Genomic DNA, 17,708 nt, shown 5'->3' with positions numbered 1-17,708 from the left:
TTATAGAGAGAAAGGAGGTTATATATAATTCGAAAAAATAGAGATGAATAAGAAAGCTTTAGTGCTCATATAGTAGATGGGGAGAATCTTGTAATTGTGCTATTAAAAAGCGAATCATTATTATAGAAAAACTATTTTCAGAATTTTGAAAAATAACTTTACAAACTTGAAAAAAATAGTAGAATATTAATTAATAAGAATTTTCTGATAATATCATAAGTATTAGAAAATCTCTCAAATGTATCATCGTACATATAATTTAGGGAGGGTACACAAATGAAAAAGATCAAGAAACTAACAGCGGTTGTGGCACCGGTTTTAGCAGTAAGTATGGCGTTATCGGCATGCTCGGGGTCAGGTGGGGATAAGAAGACAAATACAACGTCTAATAGTGGTGAAGAGAAGAAATCTGATATTAAATATGCAGCAAAACAAGTACTAAATCGTACAGAAACAAACGAAATTCCAACGATGGATACTTCTAAAAATACAGATACTCTTGGGTCACAAATTTTAGGGAATACAATGGAAGGGTTATATCGCCTTGATAAAGATAATAAGCCAATCCCAGCTGTGGCAGAATCAAGTACGAAAAGTGAGGATGGAAAAAAGTATACATTTAAACTTCGTAAAGATGCAAAATGGTCTAATGGAGATCCTGTAACAGCAAAAGATTTCGTATTTGCATGGCAACGGTTAGTAGATCCAAAGACAGCTGCTGAATACGCATTTATTGCTTATTATATTAAAAATGCAGAAGCAATTAACAAAGGAAAAGCAGAAGTATCTACTTTAGGTGCAAAAGCAGTAGATGATTATACACTTGAAGTTGAGCTGGAAAGCGCAGTTCCATATTTCTTGAACTTAACGGCATTTGTATCGTATTACCCACTAAATGAAAAGTTCGTAAAAGAAAAAGGAGATAAATACGGTTTAGAATCTGATACGGTAGTTTACAATGGGCCGTTTGCTCTAACTGACTGGAAGCATGAAGAGGGTTGGAAGTTAAAGAAAAACGATAATTATTGGGATAAAAAGAATGTGAAACTAGAAGAAATTAACTATAGTGTTGTAAAAGACGCAGCTACTCGTGTGAATCTATATGATAGTGGTCAAATTGACTTTTCTTTATTAACTGGGGAGTTTGTTGATAAATATAAATCGAAGAAAGATGAATTTGGAACATATCTGGAACCAAGTACATTCTACTTACGCTTGAATCAAAAACGTGCTGGTCAAGATACACCACTAAAGAGCCAAAAATTACGTGAAGCAATTGCGTTGTCAATTAACAAAAAGGATTTAGCAAATGTAATTTTAAATGATGGTTCCAAACCTGCCGATTTCTTAGTTCCAAAAGGATTAGCGAATGGACCGGACGGTAAAGATTTTCAAGAAACGTTTAAAAACGGTTTAAAACAAGATTCTAAAAAAGCAGCGGCGGCTTGGGAAGCAGCGAAGAAAGAGCTTGGTAAAGATCAAGTGACACTTGAATTCTTAAACTATGATACGAGTAATGCAAAAAAAGTTGGTGAGTATGTAAAAGATCAAATTGAGAAAAATTTAAAAGGTGTAACAGTTAACATTAAAATGCAGCCATTTAAACAAAAATTAAAATTAGAATCTGAGCAAGATTATGATTTCTCATATGGTGGTTGGAACCCAGACTATGCAGATCCAATGACATATTTAGACATGTTTGAATCAACAAATTCTCAAAACCAAATGAGCTACTCAAATCCAAAATATGATGAAATCATCAAAAAAGGAAAAACAGAGTTAATGGCAGATGCGAAGAAACGCTGGGAAGAATTAGGGAAGGCTGAAAAACTGTTGCTTGAAGAAGATGTAGCGCTAGTACCGTTATTCCAATCAGGTAGATCTTATGTATTACAACCAAATGTAAAAGGAATTGTAAAACACAATATCAGCCCAGAGTATAGCTTTAAGTGGGCATATGTAACAGAGAAAGATAGCAAGTAATTAAAAAAGCATTTCCAATGGTAATTACTTTACCTTGGAAATGCTTTTTTATGAGTAATGTGGGAGCTACTTTGAGAAAATAGTACGTTATTTTTGCACAGTACATTACGTTTATGCATATAGGTATTCTAGAAAAAAGAAGGAGAATCTTATGAAACGGAATGTATACATTGACTTTTTAGCTTATTACGGAATTGGAAGCGCACATCCTGGTGGTTTTACATTAACGAAACAGTTATTGGCACAGTTGCCATTATACCGTGAAGCAAATGTGCTTGAAATAGGATGCGGAACAGGGCGTACAGCAGCTTATATGAAAAAACAATATGGTTATAACGTCACAGCAGTTGAAAATAATGAAATTATGATTCAAAAAGCAAAAAATAGATGGACACAAGAACAATTATCGATTGAACTGATTAAAGGAACTGCTGAACAGTTGCCGTTTTTAAATGAGAAGTTTGATCTTGTATTAGGTGAATCTGTACTTGCTTTTACAAACAAAGAACAGGTGATTCCTGAATGTTATCGTGTCTTGCAAAAGAACGGGAAACTTGTTGTCATTGAAATGATAATTGAGAAGCACTTAACAAAAGAAGAAGAGGAGAAAATACTGCAATTTTACGGAATAAAGGAGTTACACACAGAAAAGGAATGGATTGATTTATTTCAAACGACAAACTTCAAAAGGATAACGATTGTAGGTGGAGGAACGATTGCCGAAACGATTGCAGGACAAATGGAACAGCCAGAATGGAACCTGTCACATTTTATTCCGGCTGAACTGTACGATGCATGGGTGCAGCACGAGCAAGTATTGCAAATGTATCAACATATTTTAGGGCATCGTGTATTTATTTGTGAAAAATAAAAAGCAGATTAAAAAATCTGCTTCATTTATCCTACTATTTGTGGGCAGTAATATTCTGACCTCAAAATTTAGCAAAAGCATAGAAGTTAGGTGAGAGATAACCTACCCGTAAAGGCCCGATTGAGGAGGGGTGATTAAAGTTTCACTTTATTCGTGTATGATATGATAACTGTATTTCATTATTTTTGAAAAGGAGTTGACTAAAAAATATAGTCGGCTTCTTTGTATATTAGATGAAAAATAATGCAGCTAAAGCAATACCAAAAATAAATCCGAAAGCTAATTCAACGGCACCACTTCCACAAAATCCTCCTCCACAGCCTCCATCAAAACCAAAGCCTCCATCAAAACCAAAGCCACAATGGTTACATTGACCTAAACCACCACAAAAATCACAGCCGCCACCTGCATATGCATCATTGTAACCAAATCCTGTATCAAAAGAGGATCTATAGGGTTCAATCCAAACAGAATCATTTGTCACATCAACAATCTTACCGATATGAACATAACCATCTACATCTTCAATACGTACAACTTTACCAAAATAACGATGACAAGTATTGTAACATTTTTGACAATGCATGTTCTTGCCTCCTTTCATATACAGTAATACGATATGTTATCGGGACAAGTGCGGCTTGTACGATTGACCTAAGTTTCATAATTGTTACGAGAAAGGGGGAATATATGGTGAAAGTGTATGAAAAAGGAGTGGGAAATATGGAATCTAAAGATCAATTCCAAACATATGAAGTTCCTTGGAATGAATTTACGAATGCCCTTCGTAGTGAAATGGAAAAACAAGTAGGAGCAGATATCATTGACCAGGTTGTTTGTGATTTAAAGGATGGGTTTGAAGTGTATACATATATACAAGGAGATTTGGATTTTGAATATAAAGAAGAACTTGAACGAAAATTTGGGAGTGATGGAAAAATTCCTAATTTATTAACTGTTATGTTATTAGCGAGTATTTATCATACAAGCGAAGAGAATATTCGTCTGCATGCGGATCGTAAAGACAATCCTATTGTTGAAGTATATGTGAAACAATAAAACACGCTGTTATAGGCGTGTTTTTATTTGTATGGAAAAATGTAAGGAAATTCACACTTTAAGGAGAGGGGATATTGTGGTTGCTTTTTCAACAGCGCATCGTATTCCTCATATCATTGCTACAGAAACTTTACAATATTCTTTTTTACGTGAAGATGGTAAGGAAGTTTCATATCTGTTTACGATGACTGTAGAAGTGATAGAAGAGGCTATTTAGAAAGCTTTATGCATAGCAGAAATGACAAGTGGAAGTAGGGAATATTTAAAAAAACACCGTATTTAAAGGTGGAAAGTTATTTTTAATAGAAGAGAAAATCAAACTTTTTTATAGGGATTTTTTGTATGAAGAGTCTGTTTTGATTAATTCTCTTTCAAAACAAAATCGTTACTGAAAAGGAGGTTATCATTCCAGCAATTTAGTTTACATAATGACATTGTAATAATCTACATATCCCAAAATACAAGTCATATATCTTGTTTCTTTTCATAAATTTAAACATAGGAATTTGTCTACAAAGGTGGCGAAGCCTCATCATGAAGATTCGAATTTGTGCCACATTCATCTTTTTTCTATTATTGTGTTTGAATCCTTTTTCAACTTTTGCAAAAGGAGAGGAGGCAAAAGAAAGGGTCGTTTCACTTGTATATGATGATTCTGGCAGCATGAGAAATAACGATCGCTGGAAATATGCCAACTATGCTTTGCAAAGTTTAGTTGCATTATTAGATGAAAGAGATAGATTTTCATATGTTCCAATGAGCCGTCCTACTGAAGCGTTAAATGTCACGCTAACAAATGAGAAAAGACAAATAGAAATTGATCAAATTGGAGCGTGGAAGAATTATTTAAATACGCCGTTTAACGCAGTAGAGACCGCGATGCAATCTATTAAAAAGGAAGCAGACATAAATGGAAAACGTGAATTTTGGCTTATTGTATTAACTGACGGGGCATTTAACGAATTAGAAAAAGAAAAGAATGGCGGTAAAGAACAAATCACGCAGAAACTGGAACAGTTTAAAAAAGAAATGGAAGCGAAAAAAATATCATTGCATCCGGTTTTAATAACAATGGAAGAAAACTTAGGACAGCAAGAGCAACAACAGATGAATACGTTTAAAGAAATTTGGAAGCAAGAGATAAATGGTATCGTCATGCCAACGAGTGGAGAAGATGGAGTTATTCAAAGTGTAAATCAAGCTGCAGCCTTGGTTGCGAATCGAGATCCATTTTCTTCTGTTGAATCTGTCGTGAAAACGACTATATCGGGTAACAAATTAGAGATTACTACACCGTTCCCATTAAAACGAATGACACTGGTACAACAATCTTCTACTGCATCGCAATATCGGATAGAACGACTTTCTAAACCGTTAGCAGTGCAATCTTCCTTTTCAATTCACGCACCAGGAGAATCAAAATTATATGGTGGTATTACCCATATCGGCGCTACGAATCATGAAATAATTAAATCAGGGACATACACGTTAGAAATTGATAGTGGTATTGTGAAAGAAGGATTGAAAGTACTTGTTGAACCAGCGCTTGACTATACCGTTTCTACTTATGATAAAGAGGATAAAGCGAAAAAAAACGTTGAGAAAATGAATGAGGGAACGAAAGCAGTGATTGAAGCGAAACCGACGGATTTACCAATACAATCTTCGTATTTCCAAGCAGAAGTAGAACTAGATGGAAAGCTGTATCCGATGAAATGGGATGATAAAGCACATATGTTTTACTATGAATTACAAATTAAAAACCAATTTGTACGTGGGAAAGTTCATATGAATATAAAAGGGTTTTACAGGCAAACGAGAGAATTCCGAATTGATCCGATACCAAAGGCAAAATTATCTTTGCAAGTCATTACGAAAGATTATAAAGAAAAGGTGACGAATTTAGACAAGAGTAAACCATTTGTCCTGCAGCCATTACTGAATGGTGAACCAATGACAGAAGTGGAGGTAAAAAAGCTACTGCAATCTACTGGTGTCACATCTCATCAATCGATTAACTACGAATTGCGGCAACATGACAATCAAATTTATGTGTATCCTCGTCCTTACTACTCCGATACATTCAATTTTACAGATACTGGCACCATAGAAGCTACCATCACTATAAACGATTCAAAGTTACAAGAAGTGAAGAAAACGATTTCGTTTCATATTCAAAATGCACCATTTTGGGAACGGTATACGCTAATTTTTCAATTTGTAATCCCGGTTGCCTTACTGCTTTTGCTTGTTGCGATTCTTATTTTAGGGTGGATTGTCCGGCCAAGGTTTCATCGTAAAGCAATGTTATATTACGAATGGGATCAAGAAGTAGCAAAAGATTGGCTCTATCAATCTGAACCAGAATTATTAAGAAACAAGTGGTGGAAACATTATTTTGGTATTCCATTTCGAGCAGAACGAAAGACGGTACAATCAGTAACTTTTATAGCAAAAAAAGGTTCGAAGTCTATATTTGTAGCAAAGGAATCACAAGTGATTGGTATGATTATTGACGGTATGTTTATAACAGAGGAAGAGGCCGGAAATGAGCATAAGACATTATATCCGAACGAGATTTTACTAATTGATCGTGGGTATGGAAAAGAAATTTATCGATATGAATGTGAATAATAGGAAGTTCAAATAGGAAGGTGGTTCACATGACATTACAAGTTCCAACAATTTTAATTGGCTTAGGTGGAATCGGGAGTACCGTTACACACCAAATATATGAGAAATTGCCAGAGGAACGACGTAAAAAGGTAGCGATGCATGTCTTTGATACAGATGTGAATACATTAAGTAAATTTGAGCATATTCGTAAGTTCAAGACACAAACGAGCTCTAGTAAAACGCCGCGAGAATATATTGCAGGGGATCCAACGATTCCGGAATGGTTTCCAATGGACCCTACTATTCTAGATAAGCCGTTAACTGAAGGAGCTGGTCAACTGCGTGTGATTTCACGCTTAGCTCTTCGGGCAGCGATGAAAGAAGATAAATTGACTGCTTTTTGGCAAGAAATAGAAAAGATTTTTCCTGTCACAAGTGATCAAACAGAGTATGGTGTTCGAGTTATTATCGTTACATCGTTAGCTGGTGGTACCGGTTCGGGTATGTTCTTACAAATTGCGTTGTACCTACGTGAAATGCTTCGGAAAAAACTGCAGCATCATAACATTTTAATACGTGGTGCGTTTTTAATGCCGGATGCACTTGTTAAGACACGTACCATTAGTGCGAAAGAATTTGAAACTGTTCAGGCAAATGGTTATGCGTCATTAAAAGAACTTCATGCGATTACACTTGGCTCAACGGGTGAATTATCAAAGCGGGGCGGTGTAACAATTGAACTAGAGTATCGTCCAGATCAAGTGGATGAAGACGGAAGAACGAATCATACAATTAAAGAGCATCATTTACCATATAATTATTGTTTCTTATATGATTATGAAAATTTACACGGTCATCATTTACACAATCTGTCAGATTACATGGAACAAATGACAAACACGATTTATTTACAGCTATTTAGTCCGATGTCCACAAGTCATTTTGCACAAGAAGATAATCAGATTCAGCAATTGGCAGAATCGAATGGAAAAGCACGTTATTGTGGTGCTGGAACTGCAAAGCTTATTTATCCATATGAGCATGTGCTAAAATACTGTGCCTTGAAATGGGCTGTGCAAGGATTAGATGAATCCTGGCTACATTTAGATCAATTGTTTCAAGAGAAAAAACAGCGGTATGAACAAGATGTTCGTCGTGGTATGCAGCGTGAGAAGCCAGAGCGGGGAAAGAGTTATTTAGAAGATTTAGAGCATCTTGCCACTCGCCCAGAGCAAGCACATATTTTCTATAGACAAATGTACAATGAAACACGCGAAGGTGCAGAAGGTGGTAAGGTAGGCGTTGCGAAATCTAAGTTATTTTTAGAAGCGGTTGAAAGTTATGTACAGCGTACTGTACAAAAAGATGAAGAATTAAATAGGTTGCAGCATGAGTGTAAAATATCTGCCGCAAAGCTTAAAATGATGGAGCAAATGAAGGGTGAAGTGGCGAGAGTTGATCATGCTGTTAGGTTGTATGCCTATGCGATACCAAGCCGTGTGCATGAGCACGTGACGACACTTTTATATGACATGATAGAATCAGATCGATATACACCGAGTGGATCAGAGGGACAGTCATACCAACTAAATACATGGTTTTTAAAGAAAACAGAAGCTGTTCATCCAGTGGCTGCTCGTTTTATGCTATATGAGATTCGAAAGCAATTAGTAGAGAAAATGAATCGATTACATGAGAACAATGAACAGAAGCGTAATTTAATTCAAAACTATGATAAGAAATTTAATGTAAGCAATATTGATGGTACAGTTACAGCAGTGCGACGTGTTGAGCTGGCGCAACAACAAGGCTGGTTTGGAAAAATGTTCTATAATCAGCAGCGTACGTTCCGAAAAGAATTTGAAGATATAGTCACGCAATATGTGCATAAGTTGAATGAATATCGTAAAGAAATGTTACTGGAACTCGTTTATCAATCGCTATATCAGGCAGTAAATAAAATGATCCAACATTGGGAAAGATTCTTTGATAATTTACAAGAAACACGTGAAAATTTGCTGTTTGAAATTCAAAAACGCAGCAAAGAATTTGAAGGGAAAACAAATCCGACGAATGTATATGTATTAGCAGATGAAAAACTACAAGAAAAAATATGGAAAGATATGCAGCAACATTTAAACTTAGGTGTGCTTCCAAAGGATATATCAGCAGAGATGTATATGAGCTTGTATGCGGAATATTGCCGCGATGCACAAGCAGAGGAAAGTCAATCGAAGAAAGTAGAGGATTTTTATCGAGAGCATATTTTAACGTATTGTTATAACGAGCTCCAAGTCCGATATCGTGACAAATTAGAACTCAATATTATTGAAGCATTGCGAAAAGAAGCTGATTTTAAAAAGCGTGATCGTAATGAATATGTGAGAGAAAAAATTGAAGATCTCTTCCATCTAGCAAGCCCATTTATCCCGAAGGTAGCCCATCATCGAGAGTTACAATATTGGGGTATACATCCATCACTAAAACAGGAACTACAGGAAGAACTATTGCAAGAAATGTTTCAAGAAAAAGATACAGTGAATGAAGCATTTTCACCATTTGAAGTAATTTGTTACCGAGCTCATTATGGATTATCATTACAAGATTTTCCTAAGCTTTCATCTGGACATCTTGCAAATGGTTTTATGAATGATAAAGGAGATTATTTTCAGTCTTATTATCGCCGTGTAAATAAATTAAATATCAAAAAATCGAATTTGACACCGCATTTAGATAAATATTGGCACTTACCGGCTTTTATGCCGGACTTAAATGCAACCCAGACGAAGTTAGATTATGATAAATGTAATCGTGCTCTTCTTTATGCATATATGTACCGGTGGATTAGTCTTGTCGCTGTCGATGGTCAGTTTGTCTATCAATATAATGGTGTAGGACGCAGCTTTTTAATTCAGTCCATGGGGAAAAATATTTCAAGTGAAAGTTATAAGTTACATCGGGCATTGCTTCATAATCCGTTTATTTATGAAAATATTTTGTCCCGTTTTGAAGAAGAACAGGAAAAAGCAATGCTTCAAGGTGGACATTTGTATACACAGGCCTTTGTATTAGGGGCTCAAGATGTAAGATGGCTTAGAAAAGAGCACGTTCATAATATTTTAGACATTATTTTAATGTACGACCGGGAGGCAAAATACGATCCAACGTTAGAAGAAACATCAGATGAATTATTGCGATTACTTCTTGATGAAATCGAGTTGTATTTCCAAAATTATTATGGAACAGGTGCAGATATGGTTGCAAAGAAAGAGAAAGAAATGTTTGTAAAACAACTATGGGACCGTTCGTATGCGAAAGGGTATGTTGATCCAAATAGTGCGCCTTATAAAAAATGGCAGCACTTATTACATGTTCAAGATGAAGAACAAGATACAAAAACGAATGTGTAGGGGAAAGATAGGGAACCCTTAAGTATGGAAATACTATTTATGAAAAGAGGGGTTCTAGGTGCCATTTTTAGGAAGTGTGTATCAAATATTTGGATTATATCCGGAGATTTATCATGCGATGATTTCTGTGGAAATGCAGGAAGAAGAATTACGTAATGAGCATGTGGAAAAGAGAAATGAAATAGAAATGGAAGATTAAGAAAAAACCATGCAGATTTTTATCTGCATGGTTTTTAATGATTCGTTTTCGGAGTACTAGTAATGAATTTCATTCGGAATACAAAAATAAAGTAACCAATACACCCTCCAATAAATGCAGGACAGATCCAGCCTAAACCTGCATCGTATAAAGGAAGAATTTTAGAAAAAGTAACATTGATTGCTTGAATAGGTATATTTGCTGCATTTAGTCCATCAAACAAACTAACGACAAAAGTTAGGAGTAAGCTCCATTGATATACCTCTGTTCTACCTTTAAATATAGGGTGTAGAAATGTTAAAACAATTAGCATAATTGCTAGTGGATATATCGCTGTAAGTACCGGAACAGAAACTGCAATTAATTCTGTCAAACCAAGATTTGCAATCAATGCGCTAAAAATAGAAAGCATAACAGCAAATGTTTTATAAGATATTTTCGGGAATACTTTATGAAAGTATGAAGAGCATGCTGTTACAAGTCCAACGCTTGTTGTTAAACATGCAACAGTAATCATTAAGCCTAACAATAAATTTCCTAAAGAACTAAAATAATAATTAGCTACTTTAGCTAATACTTCTCCTCCATTTGTTAAGTGCCCTAGTTTAGATACGCTAGCGGCTCCCATATAAGAAAGGGAAGTATAGACAATTGTTAATACAATTGCTGCAATACCAGCAGCCTTTGCACAAACGCTCACTATTTCTTTTTTATCATAAGTACCCTTCTCTTTTATAGCATTGATAATAATAATACCGAATACAAAAGATGCAAGTGTATCCATTGTTAAGTAGCCTTCTTGGAAACCTTTAAAAAAAGAATTGTTCACGAATTCTTTTGTAGGTGCCTGAATAGGGCCGATTGGTTGGACAAACGCTGCAACTACTAAAATCCCGATGAATGTAAGTTTGATAGGTGTTAAAAGTTTCCCAACAACATCTACAATTTTCGTTGGATTAAATGAGAACCAACATGTAATACTAAAGAAAATGATTGTGAAAATAAGTAATGCAACCGTTTCTGTTCCGTCAGATAAAAATGGTTTTACACCTATTTCAAAAGAAACACTTCCAGCTCTAGGGAGTGCAAATAACGGACCAATTGCTAAATAAAGAATAAATGTGTACACAGCACTGAACCAAGGATGAACACGATTCGCTAATGTTTGTAAATCATCACTATCAGAAATGCCAAATGCTAGAACGCCTAACAAGGGAAGACCTACTCCTGTAATTAAAAATCCAGCAGTAGCAATCCACACATTATGCCCAGCTGCTTGTCCTAACATAGCTGGGAAAATTAAATTTCCAGCACCAAAAAACAGTGCAAATAACATAAGGCCGATTACAAGGATACGAGAAAAGGGTACTTTATTTGCCAACTTAAAACCTCCATTGAAATAATTCTTTAAAATACCATAATGCCACATAGAAAATTCTGAATTTTAAAATTGTTATATTCACAACGTTTTTTATTATACTCATATGAAATTTATATAGCAACCAAAAAAAAATTTTTTGAATTAATAATAAAAAGTAAATTTATGATATGAAATTTATATCATGCAAATAATAGAGTTAAGATACAATCAAGTGACTATGGTTTTTATTTCACAAAAATAATTTCAATTATGAAATAGTTGAGCGTACATGTGTCTTGTAGGGGATAATGAATAAAACATTAATATTAGAAAAATGAATCAAGGGATATTCCTGGTAATAATTGAAATTTAATAATTTGGATTTGTAAAATAACACTCTTTATTACATAATTATCCATTCTAGAGCGATTGATCTTATTATTGACAATTGAATTAATTATATGATAAATTCAATCCTGTTTCTTAGTGATGCATCATTTGAAAGAATATCGTATAGATAATTTCAAATGCAAAGTTTAGAAATAAGTAAAAATTATAGCTATTGAAAAATAATAATTATAAAAACTTTAAAAAGGAAAAGAAGAAGTTGTACTTAGTAAGGGATTATATTGAAAACGAGGTTTCTATTAATGAGTCTACTAATTAAAAAGGAAATGAATGAAGAAAAGAAAAGGGTATTGAACCAAACGTTAGGAGCATTTGATTTAACTCTTTTAGGAATCGGGGCAATTATTGGAACTGGTATTTTTGTATTAACAGGTATTGTGGCAGCGAAACATGCTGGCCCGGCAATTGTTCTATCTTTTGTATTGGCTGCAATTGTTTGTGCATGTGTGGCATTTTGTTATGCTGAATTTGCTTCTACTGTTCCAGTATCCGGTAGTGTATATTCTTATACATATATTACATTAGGAGAAATTTTTGCTTTTATAGTTGGTTGGTGTGTCATGTTAGAGTATTTATTAGCGACCTCTGCGGTAGCAGCTGGGTGGTCCGCTTATTTTCAATCATTACTTCTAGGATTTCATATTAAAATTCCTACTCTTTTTGCCTCGGCACCGGGCATGGGGAAAGGTGGAATCATTGATTTACCTGCAGTTTTTATTGTTTTAGTTGTTACATTTTTATTAAGTCGTGGTGCGAAAGAAAGTGCGCGTATTAACAATATAATGGTTATTATTAAACTTGCTGTTATTTTAGGATTTATTATTGTAGGTGGACAATATGTGAAACCAGAGAATTGGCAACCATTTCTTCCGTTTGGATTTCACGGTGTTATTGGAGGAGCGGCTACTGTATTTTTTGCCTTTTTAGGTTTTGATGCAGTTGCTACAGCAGCTGAAGAAGTGAAACGCCCACAACGCAATGTTCCAATTGGTCTTCTTGTATCGTTATGTATTTGTACAATTCTTTATATTGGTGTTTCATTTATTTTAACAGGAATGGTACCATTTACTGAATTGAATGTAGCTGATCCAGTTGCATATGCATTGCGTGTTGTAGGAGAGGATAAAATTGCAGGTTTGTTATCAGTAGGAGCTATTGCTGGTTTAACTACAGTTCTTTTGGTAGCCATGTTTGCTTTTGTACGGGTATCTTACTCAATGAGTCGAGATGGATTACTTCCAAAGAAGCTTTCAAGTGTGCATAAACGTTTTCAAACACCATTCCTTAATACGTGGATTACAGGAATGCTCGCAGCACTTTTAGCGGGGCTTGTAGATTTGAATTTATTGGCGAATTTAGTGAATGTGGGAACGATAACAGCTTTTATATTTGTATGTATTGCGGTAATTGTACTGCGTAAAACAAACCCAAATATTGAAAGACCATTTCGTGCACCGTTGGTTCCTTTTTTACCGATAATGTCAATAATAAGTTGTATGTATTTAGCTTTAAATCTTTCTAAAGTAACTTTAATCAGTTTTATGGTTTGGGTTATGATAGGTATTTTGGTTTATTTTGTGTATGCTAAAAAGCATAGTAATGTAAGAAAAAGAAATGGCGCATAAAGTGTGTGGGGTGTTAGCCCTTATCAATTTAGCTTTACTGCCTGCGAATAGCGGGTAAATAATTGGAATAACAGCTGTAGGCTGAAAAGATAGCTTGTTTACAAGTAATTCTTTACTGTCTACAGCGATTTTTATTTGTATATAAATAAAAACCCCATTATTGTAGAAAGAATTATATTAAAAAAAGAAAGTGATGTGAGAATTAATAATGTTCGTAAAATGTATGTATATATTGTGTATTAGTGTCATTGCTTTTTCGATGATGGGACTTGATAAACGTAAAGCAGTGAAAAAACAATGGCGTACTCCTGAGAGTACATTGTTTTTAGTGTCTGCAGCAGGAGGAGCAATCGGAACGTGGATTGGAATGTATGTTTTTCACCATAAAACTCATAAAAATAAATTTAAAATTGGTATACCGCTTCTTGTTGCTATAACTTCATATGTTTTATGGGTAATTTAGGTTTACTTGGTTAGTTAGAGTTCGTACAACAAATTAGGTTCCTATGAGGAGTCTAAAAGGAATTTAGCTGTTTTCTGCTAGGTTCTGAAGTATGTCATATTAAAAATAAGTAAGTTTTTTGAAAAAGGAATTTCATTGTCGAAAAAGATAGGGAGAGAATATTTGTAAAGGTTTAAAGATACACCTTATAATGAAGGGAAAAAGAGAAGAGGAGAAAAGGGAAGATGGAGAGTCAAAAAGCACTGCAAAAGCAAGGGATTTTATACGCAGCTGGTGCTTATATGATGTGGGGAATTCTTCCTGTTTACTGGAAATGGGTGGGGGAAGTTCCTGCAGAAGAAATATTAGCACATCGTATTGTTTGGGCATTTGTTTTTATGTTACTAATTTTGGGAGTATCGAGACGGTTGGGGCAATTTCAGAGTGAACTTGTGAGTCTTTTTAAACGACCTAAATTATTAATTTCATTAACGATCGCTTCCGTTTTAATTAGTGGGAATTGGTTTGTGTACATATGGGCTGTGAATCAGAATCATATCATTGAAGCGAGTCTTGGTTATTATATTAATCCTCTTGTAAGTATTTTACTGGGTACAGTTGTTTTGAAAGAAAAACTTAACTTTTGGCAATATGTTGCAGTTGGTTTAGCAGGAATAGGTGTTATTATTTTAGCGTTTCGATACGGTTCAATTCCATGGATTGCTCTTTCACTGGCATTTACATTTGGGTTATATGGGTTAACCAAGAAATTGCTGAATTATGATGCAATGATAGGACTTACGATGGAAACAATGATTGTGACGCCTCTTGCATTCATTTATTTAGTTATGATTGGTGAGCATGGTTTTGGTTCGTTTGGCTCTATTTCGTTTACTTCAACGCTAATTTTAATGGGAGCAGGGATTGTTACTGCATTACCACTTTTTTATTTTGCAAAAGGAGCACAACTTATTCCGCTATATATGATTGGATTTTTACAATATATTTCTCCGACCATTAATCTTATTTTAGGTGTTTTTGTGTTCCATGAGCATTTTACGTCGGCTCATATGACAGCCTTTTTCTTTATTTGGGTTGCATTATTGATATTTTCGATAGCAAAAACAAAGTTTTTGCTTCGGAAGCAACCAAAGTTTCTTAAAAATAAATCAGCAAAAGTATCATAAAGCGTAGTATTTTCTACGCTTTTTTCTTTATACTTATAAATATAGAATTTCCATTACTGCAAGTAGGGAGCTGGAAATATGGAAACAATTTTACATAATGATCCACTTATGGCAGCTATACTCGCTTGGTTTTTGGCGCAACTAACGAAAGTTGTATTTAAATTAATCAAGGCGGGAGAATTTGATTTCGCACAATTTTTTGCTTCTGGAGGAATGCCGAGCTCTCATTCTTCAACGGTAACTGCATTAGCGACAGGTGTTGGAATGGTGGAAGGAATAACGAGTGCGGTGTTTGCAGTGGCAGCTATTTTTGCAATTATTGTCATGTACGATGCTTCAGGAGTAAGGCTCGCGGTAAGCAAGCAGGCGAAGATTTTAAATGAGTTTTTTCATGGTAGACAAACAGAATATAAGAAATTAAATGAGCTTGTCGGACATACACCGTATCAAGTGGTTGTCGGAGCTATTTTAGGAATTGTTGTTGGAATTGGATATTGTTTATGAGCAGAATGTGTATTTACACATTCTGTTTTTTATTTGTTTCGTACATATTTGTGTGCTAAGCGGAATATCGTATACGGATTTAGAAAGGGTAGGTGAAAAGGGTGTTATTATATGAAAAAGTGCGTCAAGAAGTCGAGCGGAAAGTTACTGCACTTCGAACGATGCAATATCAAGATGGGGCTTGGCGTTTTTGTTTTGAAGGTTCTCCATTAACGGATTGTCATATGATTTTTTTACTAAGATTATTAGGACAAAATGGTGAGATGGAGCCATTTGTTACTCGAGTTGCATCTCTTCAAACAAATGAAGGGACCTGGAAGCTATATGAAGATGAATCTGTTGGCAATTTGTCTACTACAATTAATGCATATGTTGCTTTACTTGCTTCTGGAAGGTATACGAAAGAAGATATAAATATGAAGCGTGCAGAAGCGTTTATTCGGAGGCAGGGTGGGATTACAAAGGCTCACTTTATGACGAAGTTTTTATTAGCGCTCCATGGAGGATATGAATATCCTTCTTTATTTCACTTCCCAACACCCATGTTATTTTTACCTGAAGATTCCCCGCTTAGTATATTTGAGCTAAGTAGTTCCGCGCGTATTCACCTCATTCCGATGATGATTTGTATGAATAAACGATTTACTGTGTCCAAAACGATTCTTCCTAATTTAGATTATATTTCAGGTGGGAGTAAAAAGCAGTGGTTCCGTGAAGAACGTTCCCCATTGTTTCAAACGCTTCTTGGTGACGTGAAAAAGTTTTTATCTTATCCGTTATCTTTACAACATAAGGGATATAAAGAAGCAGAGCGTTTTATGATTAAGCGGATTGAAACAAATGGAACACTATACAGTTATGCGAGTGCTACATTTTATATGATTTATGCATTGCTTGCACTTGGGCATTCGATTCAGTCACAGCTTATTTCCAATGCAGTATTAGGGTTGAAATCTTATATATGGAATATGAACAAGGGGACACATCTTCAAAATTCACCATCTACAGTGTGGGATACAGCTTTACTAAGTTATTCGTTGCAAGAAGCGCGTGTACCGCATGACAACAAAATGATTCACAAAGCGACAGATTATTTACTACAAAAACAGCATAAAGAGAGAAAGGATTGGAGTGTGCATGCTCCAATACTTGACGCTGGAGGTTGGGGCTTTTCAGATATTAATACGACAATTCCTGATATTGATGATACGACAGCTACACTTAGAGCGTTAGCGCGAAGTAGGAAAGGGAATCAAAAAGTAGAAGAAGCTTGGAAAAAAGGAATTGAATGGGTGAGGGGATTACAAAATATTGATGGGGGCTGGGCTGCTTTTGAAAGAGGTGTAACGAATCGTTTACTGGCCGATTTACCTCTTGATAACGCAGGAGACATGACTACGGACCCATCTACGTCAGATATTACAGGTAGGGTGTTGGAGTTTTTTGGAACATATGCTCCGCACCAGCTAAAAGATGACCAAAAGGATCGAGCAATTAAATGGTTAATGCAAGCACAGGAGAAGAATGGATCATGGTATGGAAAATGGGGGGTGTGTTACATATACGGTACTTGGGCAGCTCTCACAGGTTTACGTGCTGTAGGAGTTCCATCTAATCATACAGCTTTACAAAAAGCAGTTACATGGTTAGAGGGTATTCAACATAACGATGGAGGTTGGGGAGAGTCTTGCAGAAGTAGCATAGAAAAGCATTTTATTTCGTTACCGTTTAGTACACCATCACAAACGGCATGGGCACTCGATGCACTTATTACTTTTTATGATACGGAAACACCTGTCATTCGAAAAGGGATTTCTTATTTACTTGCACATCTAAATCAGAATCAGGATTATCCTACAGGCATAGGGCTACCAGATGGTTTTTATATTCGCTACCATAGCTACCATCACATATTTCCAATCCTTACTTTTGCGCATTATATCAAAAAATATATGAAATAAACCGAGAAATTATCTCGGTTTATTTCATTTTGTATGGGTAGTAGTAGGTCCCAATTGCAAAAGGATAAGGGCGAGATAGCGCC

14 protein-coding genes are annotated in these 17,708 nt (G+C 35.3%); 12 read left to right on the top strand and 2 right to left on the bottom strand.

The genetic code is table 11. From position 1 onward, the window contains the following. Positions 1–276: 276 nt before the first annotated feature. Together ORL93_RS19640 and ORL93_RS19635 are read left to right on the top strand one after the other, a co-directional pair. A complete protein-coding gene (locus tag ORL93_RS19640; protein ID WP_098160886.1) occupies positions 277–1,983 on the top strand; it encodes a peptide ABC transporter substrate-binding protein in 1,707 nt (568 codons plus the stop codon). Between the two features lie 151 nt (positions 1,984–2,134). Further along, positions 2,135–2,854 carry a class I SAM-dependent methyltransferase gene (locus ORL93_RS19635; RefSeq protein ID WP_097795908.1) on the top strand — a complete coding sequence of 240 codons (720 nt, stop codon included), beginning with the start codon at positions 2,135–2,137 and terminating at the stop codon, positions 2,852–2,854. 229 nt (positions 2,855–3,083) lie between these two features. Here the strand turns inward: ORL93_RS19635 and ORL93_RS19630 are convergent, their stop codons facing one another. After that, positions 3,084–3,440, bottom strand: coding sequence for a hypothetical protein (locus ORL93_RS19630; RefSeq protein WP_098644748.1), 357 nt, complete (start codon positions 3,438–3,440; stop codon positions 3,084–3,086). Between the two features lie 137 nt (positions 3,441–3,577). On the opposite strand from ORL93_RS19630, the gene ORL93_RS19625 reads away from it, so the two are divergent. The 5 genes from ORL93_RS19625 (at position 3,578) to ORL93_RS19605 (ending at position 10,138) form a co-directional block, all read left to right on the top strand. Then, positions 3,578–3,913: a hypothetical protein gene (locus tag ORL93_RS19625; RefSeq protein WP_029427152.1), complete on the top strand. Its 336-nt coding sequence runs from the start codon at positions 3,578–3,580 to the stop codon at positions 3,911–3,913. 31 nt (positions 3,914–3,944) lie between these two features. Continuing rightward, on the top strand, positions 3,945–4,130 hold the full coding sequence (locus ORL93_RS19620; RefSeq protein ID WP_141556400.1) for a P1 family peptidase: 186 nt from the start codon (positions 3,945–3,947) through the stop codon (positions 4,128–4,130). A 317-nt stretch (positions 4,131–4,447) separates the two neighbouring features. Next, complete coding sequence (locus tag ORL93_RS19615; RefSeq protein ID WP_097795910.1) at positions 4,448–6,547, top strand: vWA domain-containing protein; 2,100 nt, start codon at positions 4,448–4,450, stop codon at positions 6,545–6,547. A gap of 29 nt (positions 6,548–6,576) precedes the next feature. Continuing rightward, complete coding sequence (locus ORL93_RS19610; RefSeq protein ID WP_006095523.1) at positions 6,577–9,939, top strand: tubulin-like doman-containing protein; 3,363 nt, start codon at positions 6,577–6,579, stop codon at positions 9,937–9,939. Between the two features lie 58 nt (positions 9,940–9,997). Next, entirely contained in the window at positions 9,998–10,138 is a 141-nt protein-coding gene (locus ORL93_RS19605; RefSeq protein ID WP_003199007.1) for a hypothetical protein, read from the top strand. A 34-nt stretch (positions 10,139–10,172) separates the two neighbouring features. Here ORL93_RS19605 and brnQ read toward each other — a convergent pair whose 3' ends face one another. Continuing rightward, complete coding sequence (gene brnQ / locus ORL93_RS19600; RefSeq protein WP_097795911.1) at positions 10,173–11,519, bottom strand: branched-chain amino acid transport system II carrier protein; 1,347 nt, start codon at positions 11,517–11,519, stop codon at positions 10,173–10,175. A 629-nt stretch (positions 11,520–12,148) separates the two neighbouring features. On the opposite strand from brnQ, the gene ORL93_RS19595 reads away from it, so the two are divergent. The 5 genes from ORL93_RS19595 (at position 12,149) to ORL93_RS19575 (ending at position 17,625) form a co-directional block, all read left to right on the top strand. Then, positions 12,149–13,531 (top strand): APC family permease, encoded by a 1,383-nt coding sequence (locus ORL93_RS19595; RefSeq protein ID WP_006095525.1) that lies wholly within the window; start codon positions 12,149–12,151, stop codon positions 13,529–13,531. A gap of 223 nt (positions 13,532–13,754) precedes the next feature. Next, positions 13,755–13,994 (top strand): DUF1294 domain-containing protein, encoded by a 240-nt coding sequence (locus ORL93_RS19590; protein ID WP_098336599.1) that lies wholly within the window; start codon positions 13,755–13,757, stop codon positions 13,992–13,994. A gap of 224 nt (positions 13,995–14,218) precedes the next feature. After that, positions 14,219–15,160 carry an EamA family transporter RarD gene (gene rarD, locus ORL93_RS19585; RefSeq protein ID WP_097795913.1) on the top strand — a complete coding sequence of 314 codons (942 nt, stop codon included), beginning with the start codon at positions 14,219–14,221 and terminating at the stop codon, positions 15,158–15,160. Between the two features lie 78 nt (positions 15,161–15,238). Further along, on the top strand, positions 15,239–15,664 hold the full coding sequence (locus ORL93_RS19580) for a divergent PAP2 family protein (protein WP_097795914.1): 426 nt from the start codon (positions 15,239–15,241) through the stop codon (positions 15,662–15,664). A gap of 101 nt (positions 15,665–15,765) precedes the next feature. Continuing rightward, the gene (locus ORL93_RS19575) at positions 15,766–17,625 is read left to right on the top strand and encodes a terpene cyclase/mutase family protein (protein WP_098160885.1); all 1,860 of its coding nucleotides are present in this window, start codon (positions 15,766–15,768) and stop codon (positions 17,623–17,625) included. Positions 17,626–17,708: the final 83 nt, after the last annotated feature.

It is taken from the genome of Bacillus sp. DHT2 (assembly GCF_026241455.1).
GTDB classification, from domain to species: domain Bacteria; phylum Bacillota; class Bacilli; order Bacillales; family Bacillaceae_G; genus Bacillus_A; species Bacillus_A pseudomycoides.
The sequence above is the reverse complement of the archived record's forward strand: the minus strand, read 5'-3'. Positions and strand labels throughout refer to the sequence as shown.